Origin of the sequence: Klebsiella sp. BIGb0138, assembly GCF_004342285.1 — a bacterium.
Lineage (GTDB): Bacteria > Pseudomonadota > Gammaproteobacteria > Enterobacterales > Enterobacteriaceae > Klebsiella.
Map to the genome: position 1 here is coordinate 735,313 of NZ_SMCV01000002.1, position 22,378 is coordinate 757,690.

The window sequence follows — 22,378 nt, forward strand, 5'->3', positions numbered from 1 at the left end:
ACTCGTCACCAGTATAAAACTGGTGGGTCGTGCAGGATTCGAACCTGCGACCAATTGATTAAAAGTCAACTGCTCTACCAACTGAGCTAACGACCCGAGTGGTGGGTGATGACGGGATCGAACCGCCGACCCCCTCCTTGTAAGGGAGGTGCTCTCCCAGCTGAGCTAATCACCCGATACTGCGCTGGATACTACAGCTTACTAAGTAAGCGGTGGGCCGTTACTGACCGTTACTGACGTAACGTTATCCTTCACGTTTTACTATCGCGTTCCACCAGAACGATTGGTGGGTCGTGCAGGATTCGAACCTGCGACCAATTGATTAAAAGTCAACTGCTCTACCAACTGAGCTAACGACCCGCTTTTTTCGTCGCTGCAGGCTTGTTTGATATCCCGTGGCAACGGCGGCATATATTACTGATTTAAGAATTCAGCGCAACAAGTATTTCGATAAAAAACATCTGACTGCTTAGGTTTCACCCGACAAGACCAGAAATAATGCGATTTCTGGTCATGCCATAATCAGCCAAGGGCGTTAAGACGTTTCTGAGCTTGTTTTGCGCCGTCGGTGCCAGGAAATTTACTGACTACCTGCTGGTAAACGGCCTTCGCCTTCGCGGTATCACCTTTGTCCTGCATAATCACGCCGACCTTAAACATCGCATCGGGCGCTTTCGGCGATTTAGGGTAATTCTTCACCACGGAAGCAAAATAGTAGGCTGCATCGTCTTTTTTCCCCTTATTGTAATTCAACTGACCGAGCCAGTAGTTGGCGTTCGGTTGATAGGTTGAATCCGGGTACTTTTTGACGAAATTCTGAAATGCCGCCATCGCATCATCCTGGCGGGACGAATCCTTCACCAGCGCAATCGCCGCATTGTAATCAGTATTGGCATCTCCGGTCATCGCTGGCGCGCCTGAAGAGGCCCCTGGCGCCGCCGTAGTCGCGGATGCGCCCTGATCGCCTGAAGCCGAGGATGTCTGGGTCTGCGCACCTGCCGCCGCACCGCCGCTGCTCAGACCGTCAATCTGCAGCAGAATCTGCTTCTGGCGCTCGACGACCTGGTTAAGCTGATACTGACTTTCCTGGATCTGACCGCGCAGAGAATCAATATCACTCTGGTTATCGGAGAGCTGTTGCTGAAGTTGGGTTAAAAGTTGACTGTGAGCGTTAGAAATACGCTCGAGTTGAGTGACCCGGTCTTCGACCGAACCTGAGCCGACACTACTGATTGGCGCCTGAGCAAAAGCGGCCCAGGGGGCCGCTATGCCAACCAGTAACGACAGACTCAACAGATGATGTCTGAAGTTACTGCTCATGCAATTCTCTTAGTAAACCAGTACGGCGCGACGGTTTTTGGCATAAGCCGCTTCGTCGTGACCCAGTACTGCAGGTTTTTCTTTACCGTAAGAAACGATGGAGATCTGGTCAGCAGAAACACCTTTGCCCTGCAGATACATCTTAACGGCGTTAGCACGACGCTCACCCAGAGCGATGTTGTATTCCGGCGTACCGCGCTCATCCGCGTGACCTTCAACGGTCACTTTGTAGGATGGGTTGCTACGCAGGAAGTTAGCGTGTGCATCCAGCATTGCAGCGAAGTCAGAACGGATATCGTACTTGTCGAGATCGAAGTAAACGATGTTGTTCTGCTGCAGCTGCTGCATCTGCAGACGAGCCTGCTCTTCAGAAGACATGTTGCCGCCGTTAGCGTTAGCATCCATACCAGTGCCGGCACCCAGCATGCCTTCACCGCTCTGGTCGTTGCTGGCGTTCTTGTTAGAAGAACATGCCGCGATTGCCATAACCGGCAGAGCGATCATCAGCCCTTTCAGCACTTTGTTCAGTTGCATTTCTTTGATTCCTTTAATAATCAATTATTTATTATCACAGATACGGAGACCAGGCAGGGAATTTTACCTGTCCATCAGTCGCCGGAAGACGCGCTTTGAAACGCCCATCTGTAGAAACCAGATTCAGCACGGATCCCATCCCCTGAGAAGAGCTGTAGATAACCATAGTGCCGTTAGGTGCCAGACTTGGCGTTTCATCCAGGAACGTTGACGACAGAACTTGTACGCCACCCGCTACCAGATCTTGTTTGGCAATGTGCTGCTGGCCGTTGGCCGAGCTGACCATTACCATAAATTTACCGTCGCTGCTGACGTCCGCATCCTGGTTCTGCGAACCTTCCCAGGAGATACGCTGCGGAGTACCGCCGCCAACGCTGACTTTATACACCTGCGGACGACCGGCCTGGTCAGAAGTAAAGGCCAGGTTCTGGCTGTCCGGGAACCAGCTTGGTTCGGTGTTATTGCTGCGACCGTTGGTCACCTGACGAATCTGACCCGAGCCCAGATCCATCACATACAGGTTCAGGCTACCGGTTTTCGACAGGGCGAAAGCCAGTTTGCTGCCGTCCGGAGAGAAAGCCGGCGCACCGTTATGCTGCGGGAACGAGGCGATCTGACGCACTGCACCGTTAGCCAGAGTCTGGACCACCAGGGCAGAACGACCGCTTTCGAAGGTCACGTAAGCCAGTTTAGAACCGTCCGGAGACCATGCCGGTGACATCAGCGGCTGAGGTGAACGGTGGACGACAAACTGGTTGTAGCCATCATAGTCGGATACGCGCAGCTCATACGGGAACTGGCCGCCGTTAGTCTGCACAACGTACGCGATACGGGTACGGAAAGCGCCCTTAATCGAGGTCAGCTTTTCAAATACCGCATCGCTGGCGGTGTGTGCCGCATAGCGCAGGTACTGTTTAGTGACCTTATAAGAGTTCTGCGCCAGAATCGTACCCGGTGCGCCGCCGGTATCCACCAGCTGGTAAGCCACGTTGTACGAACCGTCCGGGTTTGGCGTGACCTGGCCTACGACCACGGCATCAATACCCAGCGCGGACCATGCCGCCGGCTGTACTTCCTGCGCCGTAGCCGGTTGCTGAGGCAGACGCGAGCGATCCAGTGGGTTGAACTTGCCGCTGTTACGCAGGTCAGCCGCCACGACACCGCCGATATCTTCAGGTGCAGCCCCCGGCCCCGCCCACTGGAACGGCACAACGCCGATTGGGCGTGCCGAATCCACCCCTTGGGTGATCTCGATACGTACTTCTGCGTGCAGCACCGCCGCCCACAGCATTAAAAAACCAAATGCTACTCGTAATGCCTGCTTCATCATATCTCCCTTATCCGGGCGGAAAGCCCACGATAATTTAGCAGAATGTTAACAAACTCAAATACACAAAACTACCGAAACCCAGTGACTACCATAGTTTGTTTTTCCCCGTTTGCACGGGGAGAATCCTTACAGTTTAAAGTCCAGTTTGGCATCTTTTATCTTCTCATAAACAGCCTGGCTAGGCGGTTTAGGAATCCGTGCAGTTTTAGCGGCGGTTAACGCAGCCTGGCAAAGCGCTGGGTCACCTCCTTCTTGTTGAACATCAAGCAGTTGACCATCAGCCCCCAGCTTAATATGCAATACGCAAGACTTACCTGCATACAGGTCTGCACCATACAACTTGCTTTGAATAGCATTACGAATTTGTGACGCATAGGCGCTAATATCGGCACCAGATGCTCCACCATTGCTACCCGACGTTCCAGCGGCATTCGCGGGTTGCCCCTGACCTTTCGCCCCGCCGCCTTTCGGCGCATTCTTACCTGAACTCAGGTCACCGAGCAGGTCATCAACGCCGTCAGCCTCTTTCGCGGCGGCCGCTTTTTTCGCTGCAGCCGCTTTTGCCGCAGCGGCCTTAGCAGCCTTATCTGCGGCGGCTTTTTCGGCTGCGGCAGCTTTAGCTGCGGCGGCTTTTTCCGCTTTTTCAGCCGCTGCTTTCTCGGCGGCTGCGGCTTTGTCAGCGGCAGCTTTTTCAGCAGCGGCCTTCTGAGCAGCAGCCTTTTCAGCAGCGGCTTTCTCGGCCACCGCCTGCTTAGCCGCTTCCTGCTGGGCTTTTTTCTCGGCCTGCTGCTGCGCTTTTTTAGCCGCGTCAGCTTCGGCTTTCTTCTGGGCCTCGGCGGCCGCTTTCGCCGCTTCAGCTTCCGCTTTCTTCTGAGCGTCGGCAGCCGCTTTCGCCGCTTCGGCTTCCGCCTGTTTCTTCGCATCGGCTGCGGCTTTTGCTGCCGCAGCTTCCGCCGCTTTCGCCTGGGCATCGGCCTTCGCTTTGGCATCAGCAGCGGCTTTCTCTGCCGCCTGCTGGGCTTCTTTCGCCTGAGCGTCCGCTTTGGCCTTCGCCGCTGCCGCCGCTTTCGCCGCCGCCTCTTCAGCTTGTTTTTGTTGCTCCTTCGCTTGCTGGGCCGCTTCCTGCGCCTGCAGGCGATCCTGCTCAAGCTGCTTCAGACGCTCCTGTTCCGCGGCCTGCTTTTCACGCAGCTCTTCTGCCTGCTGCTGAGCCTGCTTTTCGCGTTGCTCGGCGGCGCGGCGCGAACTGGCCTGCTGTTGCTGCTGGCGGTTGTAGTTATTCACCACCGCCCCGGGATCAACCATTACCGCATCGATGGAAGAGCCTCCGCCGCCACCGGCTGAGGTATCCAGATGCTCATCGAACGAACTCCAGATCAGCAGCGCGATCAGAATGATGTGCAGCGCGACTGAAACTATGATCGCTCGTTTAAGCTTGTCGTTTTGTTCGGTTGCCTTTGACACTATCGGTTCCCAAAAACTGTTCGCCTGTTCCCGCTATTCTCGCTGGCCGCGAGGATTCAACTCTCACAGCCAGCGAACCGGCGGGCGCACAAATCTGAAGCGATTAAATAGGCTTGGTCATTAAGCCAACCGATTTAACCCCTGCGCTATGCAACAGGTTAAGCGCTTTAATAATTTCATCGTAAGGTACATCTTTCGCACCGCCGATCAGGAACACCGCTTTCTCATTCGCCTCCAGTCGGCGCTTCGCTTCGGCAATCACCTGCTCCGGCGGCAGTTGCGACAGGGTTTCCTGGCCAACTTTGATGCTGTACTGCCCTACCCCGGAAACTTCAACAATCACCGGCGGTTCATCATTACTTTTGACCGCCTGCGATTCTGTCGCATCCGGCAGGTCGACCTCTACGCTCTGCGTAATGATCGGCGCCGTCGCCATAAAGATCAGCAACAGCACCAACAAGACATCCAGCAGCGGAACGATGTTGATCTCGGACTTCAGTTCGCGACGTCCGCGTCCACGTGCTCTGGCCATGGCTTACCCCTTATTGCTTTCGCTGCTGGTAAACGCCTGACGGTGCAGAATCGCGGTGAACTCTTCCATAAAGTTGTCGTAGTTCAGTTCAAGTTTGTTCACGCGCTGGTTCAGACGGTTGTAGGCCATAACCGCCGGGATTGCCGCAAACAGGCCGATAGCCGTGGCGATCAGCGCTTCGGCGATACCCGGCGCTACCATCTGCAAGGTCGCCTGCTTGACCGCGCCCAGAGCGATAAAGGCGTGCATGATCCCCCAGACGGTACCAAACAGGCCAATATACGGACTGATGGAGCCGACGGTTCCCAGGAACGGGATATGCGTTTCCAGCGTTTCCAGCTCCCGGCTCATTGAAATGCGCATTGCACGCGACGCCCCTTCTACGATGGCCTCCGGCGCATGGCTGTTGGCGCGGTGCAAACGGGCAAACTCTTTGAAGCCGCTATAGAAAATTTGTTCAGACCCCACCAGGTTATCGCGACGACTCTGACTTTCCTGGTACAGGCGAGAGAGCTCAATTCCCGACCAGAATTTGTCTTCAAAGGCTTCCGCCTCGCGGCTTGCCGTGTTGAGGATACGCGTTCTCTGAATAATGATAGCCCAGGAAGCGATAGAAAAACCAATTAAAATCAACATGATAAGTTTAACCAGAAGGCTTGCCTTCAGGAACAAATCAAGGATATTCATGTCAGTCACTGCTTAAACTCCGCGACAATAGACTTGGGAAGCGCACGAGGCTTCATTAAGAGTGGATCAACGCACACAATGAGAACCTCAGCTTCGTTCAAAACTGTATTCTCGGCGTTGACGATTCGCTGCGTGAAAACCAAAGAGGTGCCTCGCATCGAGGTAATTTCCGTCTGGATTTCGAGCATGTCGTCGAGTCTGGCGGGCGCAAAATATTCCAGCGTCATTTTGCGAACCACGAAGGCAACTCGCTCAGCCAGCAAAACCTGCTGACTGAAGTGATGGTGACGCAGCATCTCGGTGCGTGCTCTTTCATAAAAAGCGACGTAACTGGCGTGGTAAACCACACCACCGGCATCGGTATCTTCATAGTAGACACGCACCGGCCATCGAAACATATACTTATTCATTCCTGCTGCCTCTGTGTTGGCTTCGTCCACTCACACCCGTCACTTACTCTTGTAAGCTCCCGGTGATTCGCGTACTGGCCGCCGCGATGCATCAAAAATGCCGTTGTATATCGCGTTGTATTCACTTTACATCCCGGTAATGCAAAAAAAGATTAGTGCTTTCAAACTTCGCTACTATACGCGCGGGGAACGTGCTTTGGAATGGGAGAAAGTAAACGGCGAGTAAATTTTTATGGGCTTATGCAAGCCCATGAGGTTAACAGAGTTCTCTTATTCTCTTCTCTTTCAAAAGAAGAAAAAAAACAGCCCTGTAATGAGGACAATATCAGCGATAAGTGGACAAAAAATACCTTGCCAGTGGATGGCCCGCGGGCGGAATCCCACCCCGTGGATAACGCCGGCGCAAACGGCCCACATCAGCAGGAAACCATGCCAGATTTCCAGTTCGCTGGTCTTAGCCGCAAAGCGCGACGGGTCCCAGAAGATGCAGCCTGCCAGCAGCAGCGCCATCAGCAGAGAAAGCGCCCTTAGCGGGCGCTTATCCATTATCACATATAGCGTTGTGATAATCTGACTCATCAGTGTTCTTCTTTACCTGCTTTGCTGGCTTCTACCTGCTCAAGCGCCAGCGCGGTAATGACCCCAAAGGCACAGGCAAGAAGCGTTCCCAAAATCCATGCGAAATACCACATATATATAGCTCCTTCCCTTAGTACAGCGAGTGGGTGTTCTTTTCGATGTCTTCACGAGTAATGCGGCCAAACATCTTCCAGTAACACCAGCTGGTGTAGCCCAGAATAATCGGCACGAAGACAATCGCAACATAGGTCATCAGGTTCAGCGTTCTCTGGCTGGAGGTCGCATCCCACATGGTCAGGCTCACGTTCATCATCGTGCTGGATGGCATGATGAATGGGAACATGGCGATCCCCGCGGTCAGGATGATACAAGCCAGGGTCACGGAAGAAGAGACAAACGCCAGCGCGCCCTTCTCCATCCGCGAGGTCAGGATAGTCAACAGCGGCAGAACGACGCCCAGCGCCGGGATAGCCCACAGCGCAGGCATATTCTGGAAGTTAACTAACCATGCGCCAGCCTGACGAGCGACTTCTTTTGTCAGCGGGTTCGACGGTGCGGAGTGGTCGATAGCCGAGGTCACCACATAACCATCGATACCGTATACCACCCAGACGCCTGCCAGCAGGAAGCACACCAGGGTCACCAGCGCCGCGACCTGGGAGGTCGTGCGGGCGCGCAGGTGCAGTTCGCCGACGGTACGCATCTGCAGATAGGTTGCCCCCTGAGTCAGGATCATCGCCACGCTCACAATACCGGCCAGCAGACCAAACGGGTTCAGCAGCTGGAAGAAATTGCCGGTATAGAACAGGCGCATATATTCATCCATATGAAACGGTACGCCCTGCAGCAGGTTACCGAAGGCGACGCCAATCACCAGCGGCGGCACAAAGCTACCGATGAAGATGCCCCAGTCCCACATGTTACGCCAGCGGGTGTCTTCAATCTTCGAACGGTAGTCAAACCCGACCGGACGGAAGAACAGGGAGGCCAGCACCAGGATCATCGCCACATAGAAACCGGAGAACGCCGCGGCATAGACCGTCGGCCACGCGGCAAACAGCGCGCCGCCCGCGGTGATCAGCCACACCTGGTTTCCGTCCCAATGCGGGGCAATGGAGTTGATCATGATTCGACGCTCGGTGTCATTACGGCCGAGGAAACGGGTGAGCATCCCCACCCCCATGTCGAAACCATCGGTGACGGCAAACCCAATCAGCAGAACGCCGATCAGTAGCCACCAGATTAAACGCAATACTTCATAATCGATCATTTGACGACTCCTGTCTTAGCGTGCCGGCTGAGTAGTCGTGGAAGACTGCTCATAGTGGTAGCGACCGGTTTTCAGGCTGCTGGGTCCACGGCGTGCGAATTTGAACATCAGGTACAGCTCCGCTACCAGGAACAGGGTGTACAGACCGCAAATCAGCAGCATCGAGAAGATCAGATCGCCCGCGGTCAGCGACGAGTTCGCCACCGCCGTCGGCAGTACCTCACCTATCGCCCACGGCTGACGGCCATATTCCGCCACGAACCAACCGGACTCGATAGCAATCCACGGCAGCGGAATCGCATACAGCGCGATGCGCAGCAGCCATTTTTTCTCACCGATCTGATTGCGGATAACGGTCCAGAAGGACGCCGCGATAATCCCCAGCATCAGGATGCCGCAGGCCACCATGATACGGAACGCGAAGTACAGCGGAGCAACGCGAGGAATAGAATCTTTGGTCGCCAGCGCAATCTGCGCTTCCGTCGCGTCGGAGACGTTCGGGGTATAGCGTTTCAGCAGCAGACCGTAGCCCAGATCTTTCTTCACGTCGTTGAACTGATCGCGAACCGCCCGATCGGTTGAGCCAGCGCGCAGCTCTTCCAGCAGGGTGTAAGCTTTCATCCCGTTACGAATACGCGCTTCGTGCTGCGCCAGCAGGTCTTTCAGACCCATGACCGGCGTATCCACGGAGCGTGTGGCAATAATACCCAGCGCGTAAGGGATCTGGATAGCGAAGTGGTTAGTCTGCGCATCCTGGTCCGGAATACCAAACAGGGTGAAGGAAGCCGGCGCGGGCTGCGTTTCCCATTCGGCTTCGATCGCGGCGAGTTTCGTTTTCTGTACGTCGCCCATTTCGTAACCGGACTCATCCCCGAGCACGATAACCGAAAGAATCGCCGCCATACCGAAGCTGGCAGCAATGGCAAAGGAGCGTTTAGCGAAGGCGAAGTCGCGGCCGCGCAGCATATAGTAAGAGCTGATCCCCAGCACGAACATCGCGCCGCAGACGTAGCCGGAGGCGACGGTGTGGACGAATTTCACCTGCGCGACAGGGTTCAGGACCAGCTCGGAGAAGCTGACCATTTCCATACGCATGGTTTCGAAGTTGAAATCCGAGGCGATCGGGTTTTGCATCCAACCGTTAGCGACGAGGATCCACAATGCCGACAGGTTGGAACCCAGGGCCACCAGCCAGGTCACCGCCATGTGCTGAACTTTGCCCAGACGATCCCAACCGAAGAAGAACAGACCTACAAAGGTAGATTCGAGGAAGAAGGCCATCAGACCTTCAATGGCCAGCGGCGCACCGAAGATATCGCCCACGTAGTGAGAATAGTAAGACCAGTTTGTCCCGAACTGGAACTCCATGGTCAACCCGGTTGCCACACCCAGCGCAAAGTTGATACCAAACAACTTGCCCCAGAATTTGGTCATATCTTTATAAATCTGTTTGCCGGAAAGGACGTAGACCGTTTCCATGATGGCCAGCAGGAACGCCATACCGAGCGTTAGTGGCACAAAAAGGAAGTGGTACATCGCGGTCAAGGCAAACTGTAAGCGCGACAGTTCGACTATATCTAACATTATGACTCCTTGCTCATCGCATGAAGACTCCGAGAATGAACCCTGCTCATTGGATTCATACGCATGCCCCAATACAAAATAACTTGCTTCCCGCTTCGTTACCGTTTCGTCGCCAGATGAAACAGCTCCTCGCAAAGGTTACAAATACGTTAACGAAAAACCCAATTGATTCCCCGATATATTACGCTGCAATAACCTTACAATAAACAGGATTTTATTGAATCAGTTTTACATTTACGACGGTGATCAATATATAGCGAAAATGACCGGTTTAGGCCAATTTGATTTGCGACAATTTAACGTTTTTTTGCGATCTTTTCCAAGCCTTAAATATTGATATAAATCAATTTTTCTCTTCTATGTTAATTATGTATCCCAACAAAGAATAATGGTGAATTTAATGTTAAATACATGTTTAAAGTATGCCTGCAATAGTTACTGAAAAGAGAGATATGCGAAGTATAGGTAATATGATTTAACTTTAAGGCGCGTAGGATGAAAAAAATAGCGATCTGATTAATGGTAGACGTCTGTGAGTATTTTTCCCGGTGGGCACATCAATTAATACAGCATTTTTATTTTGGACTTTGGCATTATAAAAAAACAGGGATGAGAATCATTTCCTCTGCTACCCGGTAAATAACCGCGAATTATTTTAATAAAAAGGTGTTAAATCAATACAATAGGAAAGGTTTTTCGGTACGAGCGAAGATGGCGGAGGCCGCAGACGCGCCCGACCTTCATCCGGCGCCGGAAGAGACAGGCATAAAAAAGGCCACCTGACGGTGGCCAACCATGTCGAAATCGGACATTTAACTGCTCATCGTGAGCAGAGAGGGTTTACTTAATAATTGATTTCAGCGCTTCGCCGATATCAGCCAGGCTACGCACGGTTTTCACGCCCGCCGCTTCCAGCGCGGCAAATTTCTCATCCGCCGTACCTTTACCGCCGGCGATGATGGCGCCTGCGTGGCCCATACGCTTACCTTTCGGCGCGGTGACGCCGGCGATGTAACCGACAACCGGTTTGGTCACGTGATCTTTAATGTACGCCGCCGCTTCTTCTTCCGCGCTACCGCCGATCTCGCCGATCATCACGATCGCTTCGGTCTGCGGATCTTCCTCGAACAGTTTCAGGATATCGATGAAGTTTGACCCCGGGATCGGGTCGCCGCCGATGCCGACGCAGGTAGACTGACCGAAACCGTAATCGGTGGTCTGCTTAACCGCTTCATAGGTCAGGGTGCCAGAGCGGGAAACGATGCCCACTTTACCCGGCTGATGAATGTGGCCCGGCATGATGCCAATTTTGCACTCGCCCGGCGTGATAACGCCCGGGCAGTTCGGGCCGATCATACGTACGCCAGCTTCATCCAGCTTCACCTTCACGGTCAGCATATCCAGCGTCGGGATACCTTCGGTAATGGTGATAATCAGCTTAATGCCCGCATCGATAGCTTCCAGAATGGAATCTTTGCAGAACGGTGCCGGAACGTAGATAACGGTCGCGGTGGCGCCGGTCGCTTCCACGGCTTCGCGCACGGTGTTGAACACCGGCAGGCCCAGGTGCGTAGTGCCGCCTTTACCTGGGGTTACGCCGCCAACCATCTGGGTACCGTAAGCGATCGCCTGTTCAGAGTGGAATGTGCCCTGGCTACCGGTGAAACCCTGGCAGATAACCTTAGTGTCTTTATTAATTAAAACTGACATTATTTCCCCTCCACTGCGGCAACAACCTGCTGTGCTGCGTCCGTCAGACTTTTCGCTGCAATAATATTCAGGCCGCTGTCAGCCAGTTTCTTCGCGCCCAGTTCGGCGTTGTTACCTTCCAGACGTACCACTACCGGCACGTTCACGCCGACTTCCGCCACTGCGCCGATGATGCCGTCAGCAATCAGATCGCAACGCACGATACCGCCGAAGATGTTCACCAGCACGGCTTTAACATTGCTGTCGGAAAGGATGATTTTGAACGCTTCGGTAACGCGCTCTTTGGTTGCGCCGCCGCCCACGTCGAGGAAGTTAGCCGGTTCGCCGCCGTGCAGCTTAACGATGTCCATGGTCCCCATCGCCAGGCCCGCGCCGTTAACCATGCAACCAATGTTGCCGTCCAGCGCAACGTAGTTCAGTTCCCACTGTGCCGCCTGGGCTTCACGCGGGTCTTCCTGAGACTGGTCGCGCATTTCACGCAGATCCGGCTGGCGGAACAGCGCATTGCCGTCAGCGCCCAGTTTGCCGTCGAGGCAGATCAGGTCGCCCTGCTTAGTGATAACCAGCGGGTTGATTTCGATCAGCGCCAGGTCGCGCTCAAGGAAAATGGTCGCCAGCCCCATGAAGATTTTGGTGAACTGCTGAACCTGTTTACCTTCCAGGCCCAGTTTGAACGCCAGCTCGCGCCCCTGGTAAGGCATCGGGCCTGCCAGCGGATCGATCGCAATTTTGTGAATCAGGTGCGGCGTTTCTTCCGCCACTTTTTCGATTTCCACGCCGCCTTCGGTGGAGGCCATGAACACCACGCGACGGGAGCTACGGTCGACCACCGCGCCCAGATACAGCTCTTTAGCGATATCGGTCGCGGCTTCAACCAGAATCTGGTTAACCGGCTGGCCGTTAGCATCTGTCTGGTAGGTCACCAGGCGTTTGCCCAGCCAATGTTCAGCAAATGCGCGAATGTCTTCTTTACTGTTAACTACTTTCACACCGCCCGCTTTACCGCGGCCACCAGCGTGAACCTGACATTTCACTACCCACGGACCTGCACCGATTTTTGATGCGGCTTCTTCTGCTTCACGCGGAGTAGTACAGGCATAACCCACCGGCGCCGGTAAGCCATAGCGGGCAAACAGTTGTTTTGCCTGATATTCATGTAAGTTCATGTGTTCAGTCCATCCTTCAGGTAATCGTTATCATTGAGTCTGTAAGGCGCAAAGCCTCCAGCGCAGATGATGTTTTTATTGGCCCGGAGAGCTGAACGCTTCCGGGCCATTATCACTACACGTCCAGCAGCAGACGAGTCGGGTCTTCCAGCAGCTCTTTGATTGCTACCAGGAAGCCTACCGATTCACGTCCATCGATCAGACGGTGGTCGTAGGAGAGCGCCAGGTACATCATCGGCAGAATTTCTACCTTGCCATTGACCGCCATCGGGCGATCTTTAATGGCGTGCATACCCAGAATGGCGCTCTGCGGTGGGTTGATGATCGGCGTGGACATCAGAGAACCGAATACGCCGCCGTTGGTAATGGTGAAGTTGCCGCCGGTCAGGTCATCTACGGTCAGCTTGCCGTCACGGCCTTTCACTGCCAGCTCTTTAATATTCTTTTCGATGTCCGCCATACCCAGCAGATCCACATCGCGCAGAACCGGGGTCACCAGACCGCGCGGCGTAGAGACCGCCATGCTGACGTCGAAGTAGTTGTGGTACACCACATCATCGCCATCGATCGAGGCGTTCACTTCCGGATAGCGTTTCAGCGCTTCAACCACCGCTTTCACGTAGAAGGACATAAAGCCCAGACGGATGCCGTGACGTTTTTCGAACGCGTCGCCGTACTGCTTACGCAGGTCCATAATCGGCTTCATGTTGACTTCGTTGAAGGTCGTCAGCATGGCGGTAGAGTTTTTCGCTTCCAGCAGACGCTCGGCGACGCGTTTGCGCAGACGGGTCATCGGCACGCGTTTTTCCGAGCGGTGGCCCAGTTGAGCAACCGGTGCTGCTGCCGCCGCTGCCGGCGCTTTCGCTTCGGTTTTCGCCGGCGCCGCGGCCAGGTGTTTCTCAACATCTTCACGGGTCAGACGGCCACCGACGCCGGTGCCTTTAATGGCATTGGCATCAAGATTATGTTCAGCCAGCAGGCGACGGATCGCCGGGCTGAGGGCATCGTTGCTCTGCTCTTCCAGAGACGCCTGCTGACGCTGAGCCGGGGTGGACTCTTTGGCGTCGGATTTCGCGGCGGACTCTTTGCCCGCGCTATTGCCCTCACGCAGGCGACCAAGGATCTGGCGAGAAAGCACGGTGGCGCCTTCATCTTCCAGCACTGCATCCAGAATGCCGTCCGCTGATGCCGGTACTTCCAGTACCACTTTGTCAGTTTCGATTTCCACCAGCACTTCATCACGCTGGACGCTATCGCCCGGTTTTTTATGCCAGGTCGCAACGGTCGCGTCAGCTACGGACTCAGGCAGGTCGGGAACCAGAATATCTACGCTACTCATTATGTATCCTTTAATTAATCGACGTTCAGCGCGTCATTGACCAGATCTTGTTGCTGTTTCTGGTGAACGGACATGTACCCTACCGCCGGAGAGGCGGAGGCCGGGCGGCCTGCGTAACGCAGAGAGGCCCCAAACGGAATCACTTCGCGGAAGTGATGCTGGCTGCAGTACCACGCGCCCTGGTTGAGCGGTTCTTCCTGGCACCAGACAAAATCATGCACGTGGGCATAAGGCTTCAGCGCTTCCTGTACCGCCTGATGCGGGAACGGATAGAGCTGCTCTACGCGCACGATAGCGACATCTTTTTGGTCGTTCTTACGGCGTTGTTCCAGCAGGTCGTAATAAACCTTACCAGAGCACAGCACCACACGCTTGACGGCTTTCGGGTCGAGATCGTCGATTTCACCGATGGCCGGCAGGAAGGTGCCGTTAGCCAGTTCATCGAGGCTGGAAACGGCCAGCGGATGACGCAGCAGCGATTTCGGCGACATCACCACCAGCGGACGGCGCATCCCGCGCAGCGCCTGACGACGCAGCATGTGGTAAACCTGGGCCGGTGTAGACGGTACGCAGACCTGCATATTCTGCTCAGCGCACAGCTGCAGATAGCGTTCCAGACGCGCGGAGGAGTGCTCCGGGCCCTGACCTTCATAGCCGTGCGGCAGCAGCATGACCAGGCCACACATACGGCCCCACTTCTGCTCGCCGGAGCTGATGAACTGGTCGATAACCACCTGAGCGCCGTTGGCGAAGTCACCAAACTGCGCTTCCCAGATAGTCAGGGTGCGTGGTTCAGCGGTGGCATAGCCGTATTCAAACGCCAGTACCGCCTCTTCAGACAGAACGGAGTCCCAGACTTTGAAGTGCTCCTGGCCATTATGAACATGCTGCAGCGGGGTGTAGGTCGAACCATTCACCTGGTTATGGATAACCGAGTGACGGTGGAAGAAGGTCCCACGGCCGGAGTCCTCACCGGAGAGACGAATCGGAATGCCTTCGTCTACCAGCGTGGCGTAGGCCAGGTTTTCCGCGGCCCCCCAGTCAAACAGCTTCTCACCGGCGGCCATTGCCTGACGATCGCCATAAATCTTCGCCACGCGAGACTGCATTTCGATGCTGTCCGGCACCGTGCTGATGCGTTTCGCCAGCTCCTGCAGACGTTTCATCTCAACTTTACTCGGGTAGCTCTCATCCCACTCGTGGTTGAGGTACGGCGACCAGGTAAAGGAGTGCAGGTTCATCGGACGCCACTCTTCCACCACGCATTCGCCGGCATCCAGCGCATCGCGGTAAAGGTTAACCAGTTCGGTGGCATCTTCCAGCGTCGACACGTTATCCTGCTCAAGTTTGTCAGCATAGATTTTGCGCGGCGTCGGGTGTTTTTTGATTTTCTGGTACATCAGCGGCTGAGTCGCGCTCGGCTCGTCGGCTTCGTTGTGGCCGTGACGGCGGTAGCACACCAGGTCGATGAAGACATCGCGTTTGAAGGTATTACGGAAATCCAGCGCCAGACGGGTGACGAACGCTACGGCTTCCGGATCGTCCGCGTTAACGTGGAAGATCGGCGCCTGAACCATTTTACCGATATCGGTGCAGTATGGCGTGGAACGCGCATCCAGCGGGTTCGAGGTGGTGAAACCCACCTGGTTGTTGATAACGATACGTACGGTACCGCCCACTTCGTAGCCGCGCGCTTTGGACATGTTCAGGGTTTCCTGAACCACGCCCTGGCCGGTAACGGCGGCATCGCCGTGAATAGTAATCGGCAGCACTTTATTGCTGCTCGGTTCGTCGAGGCGATCCAGACGGGCGCGTACGGAGCCGATAACCACCGGGCTGACGATTTCAAGGTGCGACGGGTTAAACGCCAGCGCAAGGTGAACCAGTCCGCCTTCGGTTTCCATATCGGAGGAGAAGCCCATGTGGTACTTCACGTCGCCGGTGCCGAGGTGTTCTTTATGTTTGCCGGCGAATTCGTCAAACAGATCCTGCGGTTTTTTACCCAGTACGTTAACCAGCACGTTCAGACGACCGCGGTGCGCCATGCCCAGCACCACTTCACGGGTGCCGCTCTTGCCGGCGTGACGGATAATCTCTTTCAGCATCGGGATCAGCGCATCGCCGCCTTCCAGCGAGAAGCGTTTTGCCCCGGGGAATTTCGCGCCGAGATAACGTTCCAGACCTTCAGCTGCCGTCAGCTCGGTTAAGAAACGTTTTTTCTCCTCAGCGCTGAAGCTGGCTTTGCCTGCAACCGATTCAATACGCTGCTGAATCCAGCGTTTCTCTTCGGTTGAGGTGATATGCATGTATTCCGCGCCGATAGCGCCGCAGTAGGTCTGTTTGAGCGCCGCGATCAGGTCGCCCAGTTTCATCGTGTCTTTGCCGATAGCAAAAGAGCCTACGTTATAGCTTTCCTGGAAATCGGCCTCGGTCAGATCGTGGTATGCAGGATCGAGATCCGCCACTCTCTCTTGCTTCCACAGTCCCAGCGGATCGAGATTCGCATGCTGGTGGCCACGGAAACGATATGCGTTGATGAGCTGCAGGACTTTAACCTGCTTCACATTGGTGTCAGGGTCGGAAATCGAAGAAGTGTAACGTGAGGCATCCTTCGCCAGTCGACGGAAATAATCACGCGTTTTCGAATGAAATTGATCCGGTTTGACTCCGGTGCCAGGTAACTGCTGGAACATAGAACGCCAGTTGGCGTCAACAGAGTCAGGATCGGTTAAGAAGTCTTCATAGAGCTGTTCTATCCAGCTCTGGTTCGAACCAGAGAGGTAAGAAGAGTCCAGCCAGGCTTTCATTGCGCCGTTCTGCATCGTGATCCCTTAAGCATTTATATGCTTATTTCGCCGTAGAAACTACCACGCACATCAATTGTGCGTGCCGGGGTTCACTTGTTGCGGACGAGTTGTGGCTTCTGCGTCCGCGAAGGAACCTTTAAAAACTGCCATTAATCTTCGGCGTTCAGGCTGCGGTTGCGTTAGCTGCCTTCACTTACCCCGGTCACATAGTTCACTATGCTCCCGGGGATGCGTTCAGTTGCCGCCTTACCTCGCTCTGAACGCCTTGATTACTGGTACATATTTGGCGGTTTTTAAAGATTTCCTGCCATATCCCCGGCGGCACAAACGCTGCCGGGGCTACTGCCTCGGGTAGCCCGGATAAGCGATAGCGCCATCCGGGACGACCGGGTTACTTACGCACTACGTTGCAGCAGCATCGACTTGATATGGCCGATGGCCCGCGTCGGGTTCAGCCCTTTCGGACATACACTGACGCAGTTCATAATGCTATGACAGCGGAATACGCTGAAAGCATCGCTTAACCCTTCCAGGCGGCTGTCGGTTTCGGTATCGCGACTGTCAATCAGGAAGCGATACGCCGCCAGCAGACCAGCCGGGCCGATAAACTTGTCCGGGTTCCACCAGAACGACGGGCAAGAGGTTGAACAACATGCGCAGAGAATACACTCGTACAGACCATCGAGTTTCTCACGCTGCTCGGGCTTCTGCAGATGCTCGCGAGCCGGAGGATTTTGCCCATTATTCAACAAGTAAGGCTTAATCTTCTCATATTGTGCATAGAATTGCCCCATGTCTACAACCAAATCGCGGATAACCGGCAAACCAGGCAGCGGACGGATGACAATTTTCTTACCCGGCTGATTCAGCGCGGAGATCGGCGTGATGCACGCCAGACCATTTTTACCGTTCATGTTCAGACCGTCGGAGCCACATACCCCTTCACGGCAGGAACGACGAAAAGAGAGCGACGGATCTTTTTCTTTCAGCTGCATCAGAGCATCCAGCAGCATCATGTCGCGACCTTCTTCCGCTTCCAGGGTGTAATCCTGCATACGCGGAGCATCGTCTACATCCGGGTTATAGCGATAAATTGAAAACTCGAGTTTCATTTTCCTGTCTCCGCATTAATAAGTACGAATCTTCGGCGGGAATGCCGGACGCAGTTTCGGTTCCATGTTGACGCTACGACGCGTCATGGATTCCGACTCTGGCAGATACAGGGAATGGCACAGCCAGTTTTCGTCATCACGTTCCGGGAAGTCAAAGCGGCTATGCGCGCCCCGGCTTTCGGTACGGAAGTTGGCAGAGACCGCCGTTGCATAAGCGGTTTCCATCAGGTTATCCAGCTCCAGGCACTCAACGCGCTGGGTGTTGAACTCGCTGGAGGTGTCGTCAAGACGCGCATTTTTCAGACGCTCACGAATCACTTTCAGCTGCTCAAGCCCTTTCGCCATCGCATCACCTTCGCGGAATACCGAGAAGTTGTGCTGCATGCACTCCTGCAGCGCTTTGCGGATAACGGCCGGATCTTCACCGTCGCGGTTGTTGTTCCAACGGTTCAGGCGTGCCAGAGAAGCGTCGATTTCTTCTTCGCTGGCATCACGCAGCGCGCCCTGCTCGGCGATAGATTCCTGCAGATGCAGGCCCGCCGCGCGGCCGAAGACCACCAGGTCAAGCAGCGAGTTGCCGCCCAGACGGTTAGCGCCGTGTACCGATACGCAGGCGATCTCACCTACCGCGAACAGCCCCGGGATCACCACGTCTTCGCCTTTTTCATTCACGGTCAGCGCCTGGCCGGTCACTTTGGTCGGTATACCGCCCATCATGTAGTGGCAGGTCGGGATAACCGGAATCGGTTCTTTAACCGGGTCAACGTGAGCAAAGGTACGGGAGAGCTCAAGGATCCCCGGCAGACGGGATTCGAGAACTTCTTTACCCAGATGGTCCAGTTTCAGTTTCGCATGCGGACCCCACGGGCCGTCACAGCCGCGACCTTCACGGATTTCGATCATGATGGAACGCGCCACCACGTCACGACCCGCCAGGTCTTTCGCATTCGGCGCATAGCGCTCCATGAAACGCTCGCCATGCTTGTTCAGCAGATAACCGCCTTCACCACGGCAGCCTTCGGTGACCAGAACCCCTGCCCCGGCGATACCGGTCGGGTGGAACTGCCACATTTCCATATCCTGCACCGGCACGCCGGCGCGAATCGCCATCCCGACGCCGTCACCGGTGTTGATGTGGGCGTTGGTGGTGGACTGATAGATACGGCCAGCGCCGCCGGTTGCCAGCACGGTCGCGCGGGCTTTGAAGTAAACCACTTCACCGGTTTCGATACACAGCGCGGTACAACCGACCACTGCGCCATCGGCGTTTTTCACCAGATCCAGCGCATACCATTCGGAGAAAATAGTGGTATGGTTTTTCAGGTTCTGCTGGTAAAGCGTGTGCAGCAGCGCGTGGCCGGTACGGTCAGCCGCTGCCGCAGTACGTGCCGCCTGCTCGCCGCCGAAGTTTTTCGACTGGCCGCCAAACGGACGTTGATAGATGGAGCCATCGTCCAGACGAGAGAACGGCAGCCCCATGTGTTCCAGCTCCAGAATCGCTTCCGGGCCGGTCTTACACATATATTCGATAGCGTCCTGATCGCCGATATAGTCCGACCCTTTTACGGTGTCGTACATATGCCATTCCCAGTTATCTTCATGGGTATTACCGAGCGCCACGGTGATGCCACCCTGCGCGGAAACGGTATGGGAACGGGTAGGGAACACTTTAGAGAGCAGCGCACAGCTCTGGCCGCTCTGGGAAATTTGCAGCGCCGCGCGCATACCTGCGCCACCGGCACCAATAACAACTGCATCAAATTCTCTGACAGGCAATTTCATTACACACCCCACACCACAACAAATCCATAAAGAACGTAAGCCACCAGCGCGACAACGATAACCAGTTGCAGAATTAAGCGCACGGCCAGTGGTTTAACGTAGTCCGTTAATACCTGCCACATCCCGATCCAGGCGTGAATCAGAATGGAGATAAGGGCCAGCAGGGTGAAGACTTTAGTGAATGCGGAGGAGAAAAAGCCCGTCCAGACTTCCCAGGAAATTTCACCTGTGGTGGCAAAAAAGCCAACCATGTAGATGATGTAAAGGGTCAGAACGATGGCGGTAGCACGAACCAGAATGAAGTCATGTACGCCGTTGCGTCCCAGTGCTGAGGCGTTGCTTACCATACGAGGACTCCTGCGAGAAGTGAAAGCACGACAGTAATAACAAAAGAAATCTTAGCGGAGCGTGTCCCTACTTCGAGGGTTTCTTCCAGGTAGCCAAAATCCATCATCAGATGGCGAATACCGACAACAGCGTGGTAAGCCAAAGCGGTCAGAATGCCCCACATGATGAACTTCACAAAGAAGCTATCCATGATGGATGACGCGACAAGGAAACCTTCGGGAGAGGAGAGGCTGGTGCCCAGCAACCAAAGCAAAATTCCGACCGCCACGAAGGTGATGACACCGGAAACGCGATGGAGAATGGACGCTATCGCTGTGATTGGGAACCGGATCGTTTGCAGATCCAGATTGACAGGTCTTTGTTTTTTCACATTTCTTACCATGAATAACGCCCACATGCTGTTCTTATTGTTTCCTTCCTCCGGTCTGCTTGCGGGTCAGACAGCGTCCTTTCTATAACCTGTAGTCATGATAAAACCCCTTTTCAAGAGCTAAAACGTGACCAAACAACGCTGGGTGGCTCGGGATTGCAGGGTATTCCGGAGACCTGGCGGCAGTATAGGCCGTTCACAAAATCATTACAATTAACCTACATATAGTTTGTCGGGTTTTGTCCGGAACAGTGATCGGTGTCACGATAACAACATTATTTTAAATTTTAATCACCTGATTTGACAAATATTAAACATTCTTGTTACAACCATTACCAGATAAATGCAATAATGCTCAAAAGTTATGGGGTCACTCTTTCACCTGAGAATAAGTTATGCAACAGTGTGACGGTATTGACCGATGTAATCAGGACAGTTATTAGTGGTATACAGATTTTTCAAATTCGGACTGCTAAAACGCTGATTTGCTGCTGTTTCGTCGTAGGCTGAAGACGTGCCATCAAGCGCCTTTGCTCTGTACCCTGCAATTTCCGCTGACACAGAGCTGTGTGCAACATAACAAACTGGTAACGTCATCAGACACGAGCCGAAGGCAAATCCACACCCGGCAGTCTTAAGCAATAAAGGCGCTAAGGAGACCATAAATGTCTGATGCTAAAGCAAAAATTACCCTAGGCGGTGATACTGCTATTGAACTGGATGTGCTAAAAGGCACGCTCGGTCAGGATGTTATTGATATTCGTAGTCTTGGTTCAAAAGGCGTATTCACCTTTGACCCTGGTTTCACTTCAACCGCATCTTGTGAATCTAAAATCACTTTTATCGACGGTGATGAAGGTATCCTGCTCCACCGTGGTTTCCCGATCGATCAGTTAGCGACCGAGTCCAACTACCTCGAAGTATGTTATATCCTGCTGAACGGTGAAAAACCGAATCAGGCCCAGTACGAAGAATTCCGAACCATCGTCACCCGCCACACCATGATCCACGAGCAGATTACCCGTCTGTTCCACGCGTTTCGTCGCGACTCTCACCCGATGGCGGTGATGTGCGGTATTACCGGTGCGCTGGCTGCGTTCTATCACGACTCGCTGGATGTCAACAATCCGCGCCATCGTGAAATTGCCGCCTACCGTCTGCTGTCTAAAATGCCCACAATGGCAGCAATGTGTTACAAATATTCTATCGGTCAGCCTTTCGTCTATCCGCGCAATGACCTATCCTACGCGGGCAACTTCCTGAATATGATGTTCTCCACGCCGTGCGAAACCTATGAGGTTAACCCGGTACTGGAACGCGCTATGGACCGTATTCTGATCCTGCACGCTGACCACGAACAGAACGCATCAACCTCCACCGTCCGTACCGCAGGTTCTTCTGGCGCGAACCCGTTCGCCTGTATCGCCGCGGGTATCGCCTCCCTGTGGGGACCGGCGCACGGTGGGGCTAACGAAGCAGCCCTGAAGATGCTGGAAGAGATCAGTTCCGTTGAGCACATTCCGGAATTTGTCCGTCGCGCGAAAGATAAGAACGACTCGTTCCGTCTGATGGGCTTTGGCCACCGCGTGTACAAGAACTACGACCCGCGTGCCACCGTGATGCGTGAAACCTGCCACGAAGTGCTGAAAGAGCTGGGCACCAAAGACGATCTGCTGGAAGTGGCGATGGAGCTTGAGCACATTGCGCTCAACGACCCGTACTTCATCGAGAAGAAACTTTACCCGAACGTCGACTTCTACTCTGGCATTATTCTGAAAGCGATGGGCATTCCGTCCTCCATGTTTACCGTGATCTTCGCGATGGCGCGTACCGTGGGCTGGATTGCGCACTGGAACGAAATGCACAGCGATGGCATGAAAATCGCCCGTCCGCGTCAGCTGTATACCGGCTACGAAAAACGCGACTTCAAATCCGACGTCACCAAAGACTAAGTCCGGATCTGAAACCCAAAAACGCGCCTGCGGATAAGGCTGGTCACTTAAGGTGGCCAGCCTTTTTTATGGTTTATCGTGG

The 22,378-nt window shown here is 54.4% G+C and carries 20 protein-coding genes and 3 tRNA genes; 1 reads left to right on the forward strand and 22 read right to left on the reverse strand.

All coding sequences use genetic code 11. The features are described 5' to 3' along the window. Nucleotides 1-20: 20 nt before the first annotated feature. From EDF73_RS07865 to sdhC, 22 genes are all read right to left on the reverse strand, one after another. Nucleotides 21-96, reverse strand: a tRNA-Lys gene (locus tag EDF73_RS07865). Between the two features lie 3 nt (nucleotides 97-99). Then, nucleotides 100-175: transfer RNA gene (locus EDF73_RS07870), tRNA-Val, on the reverse strand. Nucleotides 176-284: 109 nt separating this feature from the next. Next, nucleotides 285-360 (reverse strand) — tRNA-Lys (locus EDF73_RS07875). A gap of 162 nt (nucleotides 361-522) precedes the next feature. After that, complete coding sequence (gene cpoB / locus EDF73_RS07880) at nucleotides 523-1,320, reverse strand: cell division protein CpoB (RefSeq protein ID WP_132728019.1); 798 nt, start codon at nucleotides 1,318-1,320, stop codon at nucleotides 523-525. A gap of 9 nt (nucleotides 1,321-1,329) precedes the next feature. Continuing rightward, entirely contained in the window at nucleotides 1,330-1,854 is a 525-nt protein-coding gene (gene pal, locus EDF73_RS07885; protein ID WP_004859700.1) for a peptidoglycan-associated lipoprotein Pal, read from the reverse strand. 34 nt (nucleotides 1,855-1,888) lie between these two features. Beyond that, nucleotides 1,889-3,181, reverse strand: a complete 1,293-nt coding sequence (gene tolB, locus EDF73_RS07890; protein WP_132728143.1) for a Tol-Pal system beta propeller repeat protein TolB — start codon at nucleotides 3,179-3,181, stop codon at nucleotides 1,889-1,891. Between the two features lie 129 nt (nucleotides 3,182-3,310). Continuing rightward, the gene (gene tolA / locus EDF73_RS07895) at nucleotides 3,311-4,648 is read right to left on the reverse strand and encodes a cell envelope integrity protein TolA (protein WP_132728021.1); all 1,338 of its coding nucleotides are present in this window, start codon (nucleotides 4,646-4,648) and stop codon (nucleotides 3,311-3,313) included. Between the two features lie 103 nt (nucleotides 4,649-4,751). Next, a complete protein-coding gene (gene tolR, locus EDF73_RS07900; protein ID WP_132728024.1) occupies nucleotides 4,752-5,180 on the reverse strand; it encodes a colicin uptake protein TolR in 429 nt (142 codons plus the stop codon). 3 nt (nucleotides 5,181-5,183) lie between these two features. Continuing rightward, entirely contained in the window at nucleotides 5,184-5,876 is a 693-nt protein-coding gene (gene tolQ, locus EDF73_RS07905) for a Tol-Pal system protein TolQ (RefSeq protein ID WP_132728026.1), read from the reverse strand. Next, a complete protein-coding gene (gene ybgC / locus EDF73_RS07910; RefSeq protein WP_132728029.1) occupies nucleotides 5,873-6,277 on the reverse strand; it encodes a tol-pal system-associated acyl-CoA thioesterase in 405 nt (134 codons plus the stop codon). Before ybgC ends, tolQ begins: the two co-directional genes overlap by 4 nt. Before the next feature lie 285 nt (nucleotides 6,278-6,562). Next, nucleotides 6,563-6,856 (reverse strand): cyd operon protein YbgE, encoded by a 294-nt coding sequence (gene ybgE / locus EDF73_RS07915; protein ID WP_132728031.1) that lies wholly within the window; start codon nucleotides 6,854-6,856, stop codon nucleotides 6,563-6,565. Then, entirely contained in the window at nucleotides 6,856-6,969 is a 114-nt protein-coding gene (gene cydX / locus EDF73_RS07920; RefSeq protein WP_132728033.1) for a cytochrome bd-I oxidase subunit CydX, read from the reverse strand. Before cydX ends, ybgE begins: the two co-directional genes overlap by 1 nt. Before the next feature lie 17 nt (nucleotides 6,970-6,986). Beyond that, nucleotides 6,987-8,126, reverse strand: coding sequence for a cytochrome d ubiquinol oxidase subunit II (gene cydB, locus EDF73_RS07925; RefSeq protein ID WP_132728035.1), 1,140 nt, complete (start codon nucleotides 8,124-8,126; stop codon nucleotides 6,987-6,989). A gap of 15 nt (nucleotides 8,127-8,141) precedes the next feature. Beyond that, nucleotides 8,142-9,710, reverse strand: a complete 1,569-nt coding sequence (gene cydA, locus EDF73_RS07930) for a cytochrome ubiquinol oxidase subunit I (RefSeq protein ID WP_132728037.1) — start codon at nucleotides 9,708-9,710, stop codon at nucleotides 8,142-8,144. 840 nt (nucleotides 9,711-10,550) lie between these two features. After that, nucleotides 10,551-11,420, reverse strand: coding sequence for a succinate--CoA ligase subunit alpha (gene sucD / locus EDF73_RS07935; protein WP_132728039.1), 870 nt, complete (start codon nucleotides 11,418-11,420; stop codon nucleotides 10,551-10,553). Next, the gene (gene sucC / locus EDF73_RS07940; protein WP_004859677.1) at nucleotides 11,420-12,586 is read right to left on the reverse strand and encodes an ADP-forming succinate--CoA ligase subunit beta; all 1,167 of its coding nucleotides are present in this window, start codon (nucleotides 12,584-12,586) and stop codon (nucleotides 11,420-11,422) included. The genes sucD and sucC overlap by 1 nt, the downstream gene beginning before the upstream one ends. A gap of 115 nt (nucleotides 12,587-12,701) precedes the next feature. Then, nucleotides 12,702-13,925, reverse strand: a complete 1,224-nt coding sequence (gene odhB / locus EDF73_RS07945; RefSeq protein WP_132728041.1) for a 2-oxoglutarate dehydrogenase complex dihydrolipoyllysine-residue succinyltransferase — start codon at nucleotides 13,923-13,925, stop codon at nucleotides 12,702-12,704. A gap of 14 nt (nucleotides 13,926-13,939) precedes the next feature. Continuing rightward, complete coding sequence (gene sucA, locus EDF73_RS07950; protein WP_132728043.1) at nucleotides 13,940-16,747, reverse strand: 2-oxoglutarate dehydrogenase E1 component; 2,808 nt, start codon at nucleotides 16,745-16,747, stop codon at nucleotides 13,940-13,942. A 380-nt stretch (nucleotides 16,748-17,127) separates the two neighbouring features. Beyond that, nucleotides 17,128-17,844, reverse strand: a complete 717-nt coding sequence (gene sdhB / locus EDF73_RS07955) for a succinate dehydrogenase iron-sulfur subunit SdhB (protein WP_004859670.1) — start codon at nucleotides 17,842-17,844, stop codon at nucleotides 17,128-17,130. Nucleotides 17,845-17,859: 15 nt separating this feature from the next. After that, entirely contained in the window at nucleotides 17,860-19,626 is a 1,767-nt protein-coding gene (gene sdhA, locus EDF73_RS07960; protein WP_132728045.1) for a succinate dehydrogenase flavoprotein subunit, read from the reverse strand. Then, complete coding sequence (sdhD, locus tag EDF73_RS07965; RefSeq protein WP_132728047.1) at nucleotides 19,626-19,973, reverse strand: succinate dehydrogenase membrane anchor subunit; 348 nt, start codon at nucleotides 19,971-19,973, stop codon at nucleotides 19,626-19,628. The genes sdhA and sdhD overlap by 1 nt, the downstream gene beginning before the upstream one ends. Then, entirely contained in the window at nucleotides 19,967-20,371 is a 405-nt protein-coding gene (gene sdhC, locus EDF73_RS07970; protein WP_165905667.1) for a succinate dehydrogenase cytochrome b556 subunit, read from the reverse strand. Before sdhC ends, sdhD begins: the two co-directional genes overlap by 7 nt. A gap of 638 nt (nucleotides 20,372-21,009) precedes the next feature. On the opposite strand from sdhC, the gene gltA reads away from it, so the two are divergent. Continuing rightward, nucleotides 21,010-22,296 carry a citrate synthase gene (gltA, locus tag EDF73_RS07980; RefSeq protein WP_132728053.1) on the forward strand — a complete coding sequence of 429 codons (1,287 nt, stop codon included), beginning with the start codon at nucleotides 21,010-21,012 and terminating at the stop codon, nucleotides 22,294-22,296. The last annotated feature ends 82 nt before the right edge of the window (nucleotides 22,297-22,378 follow it).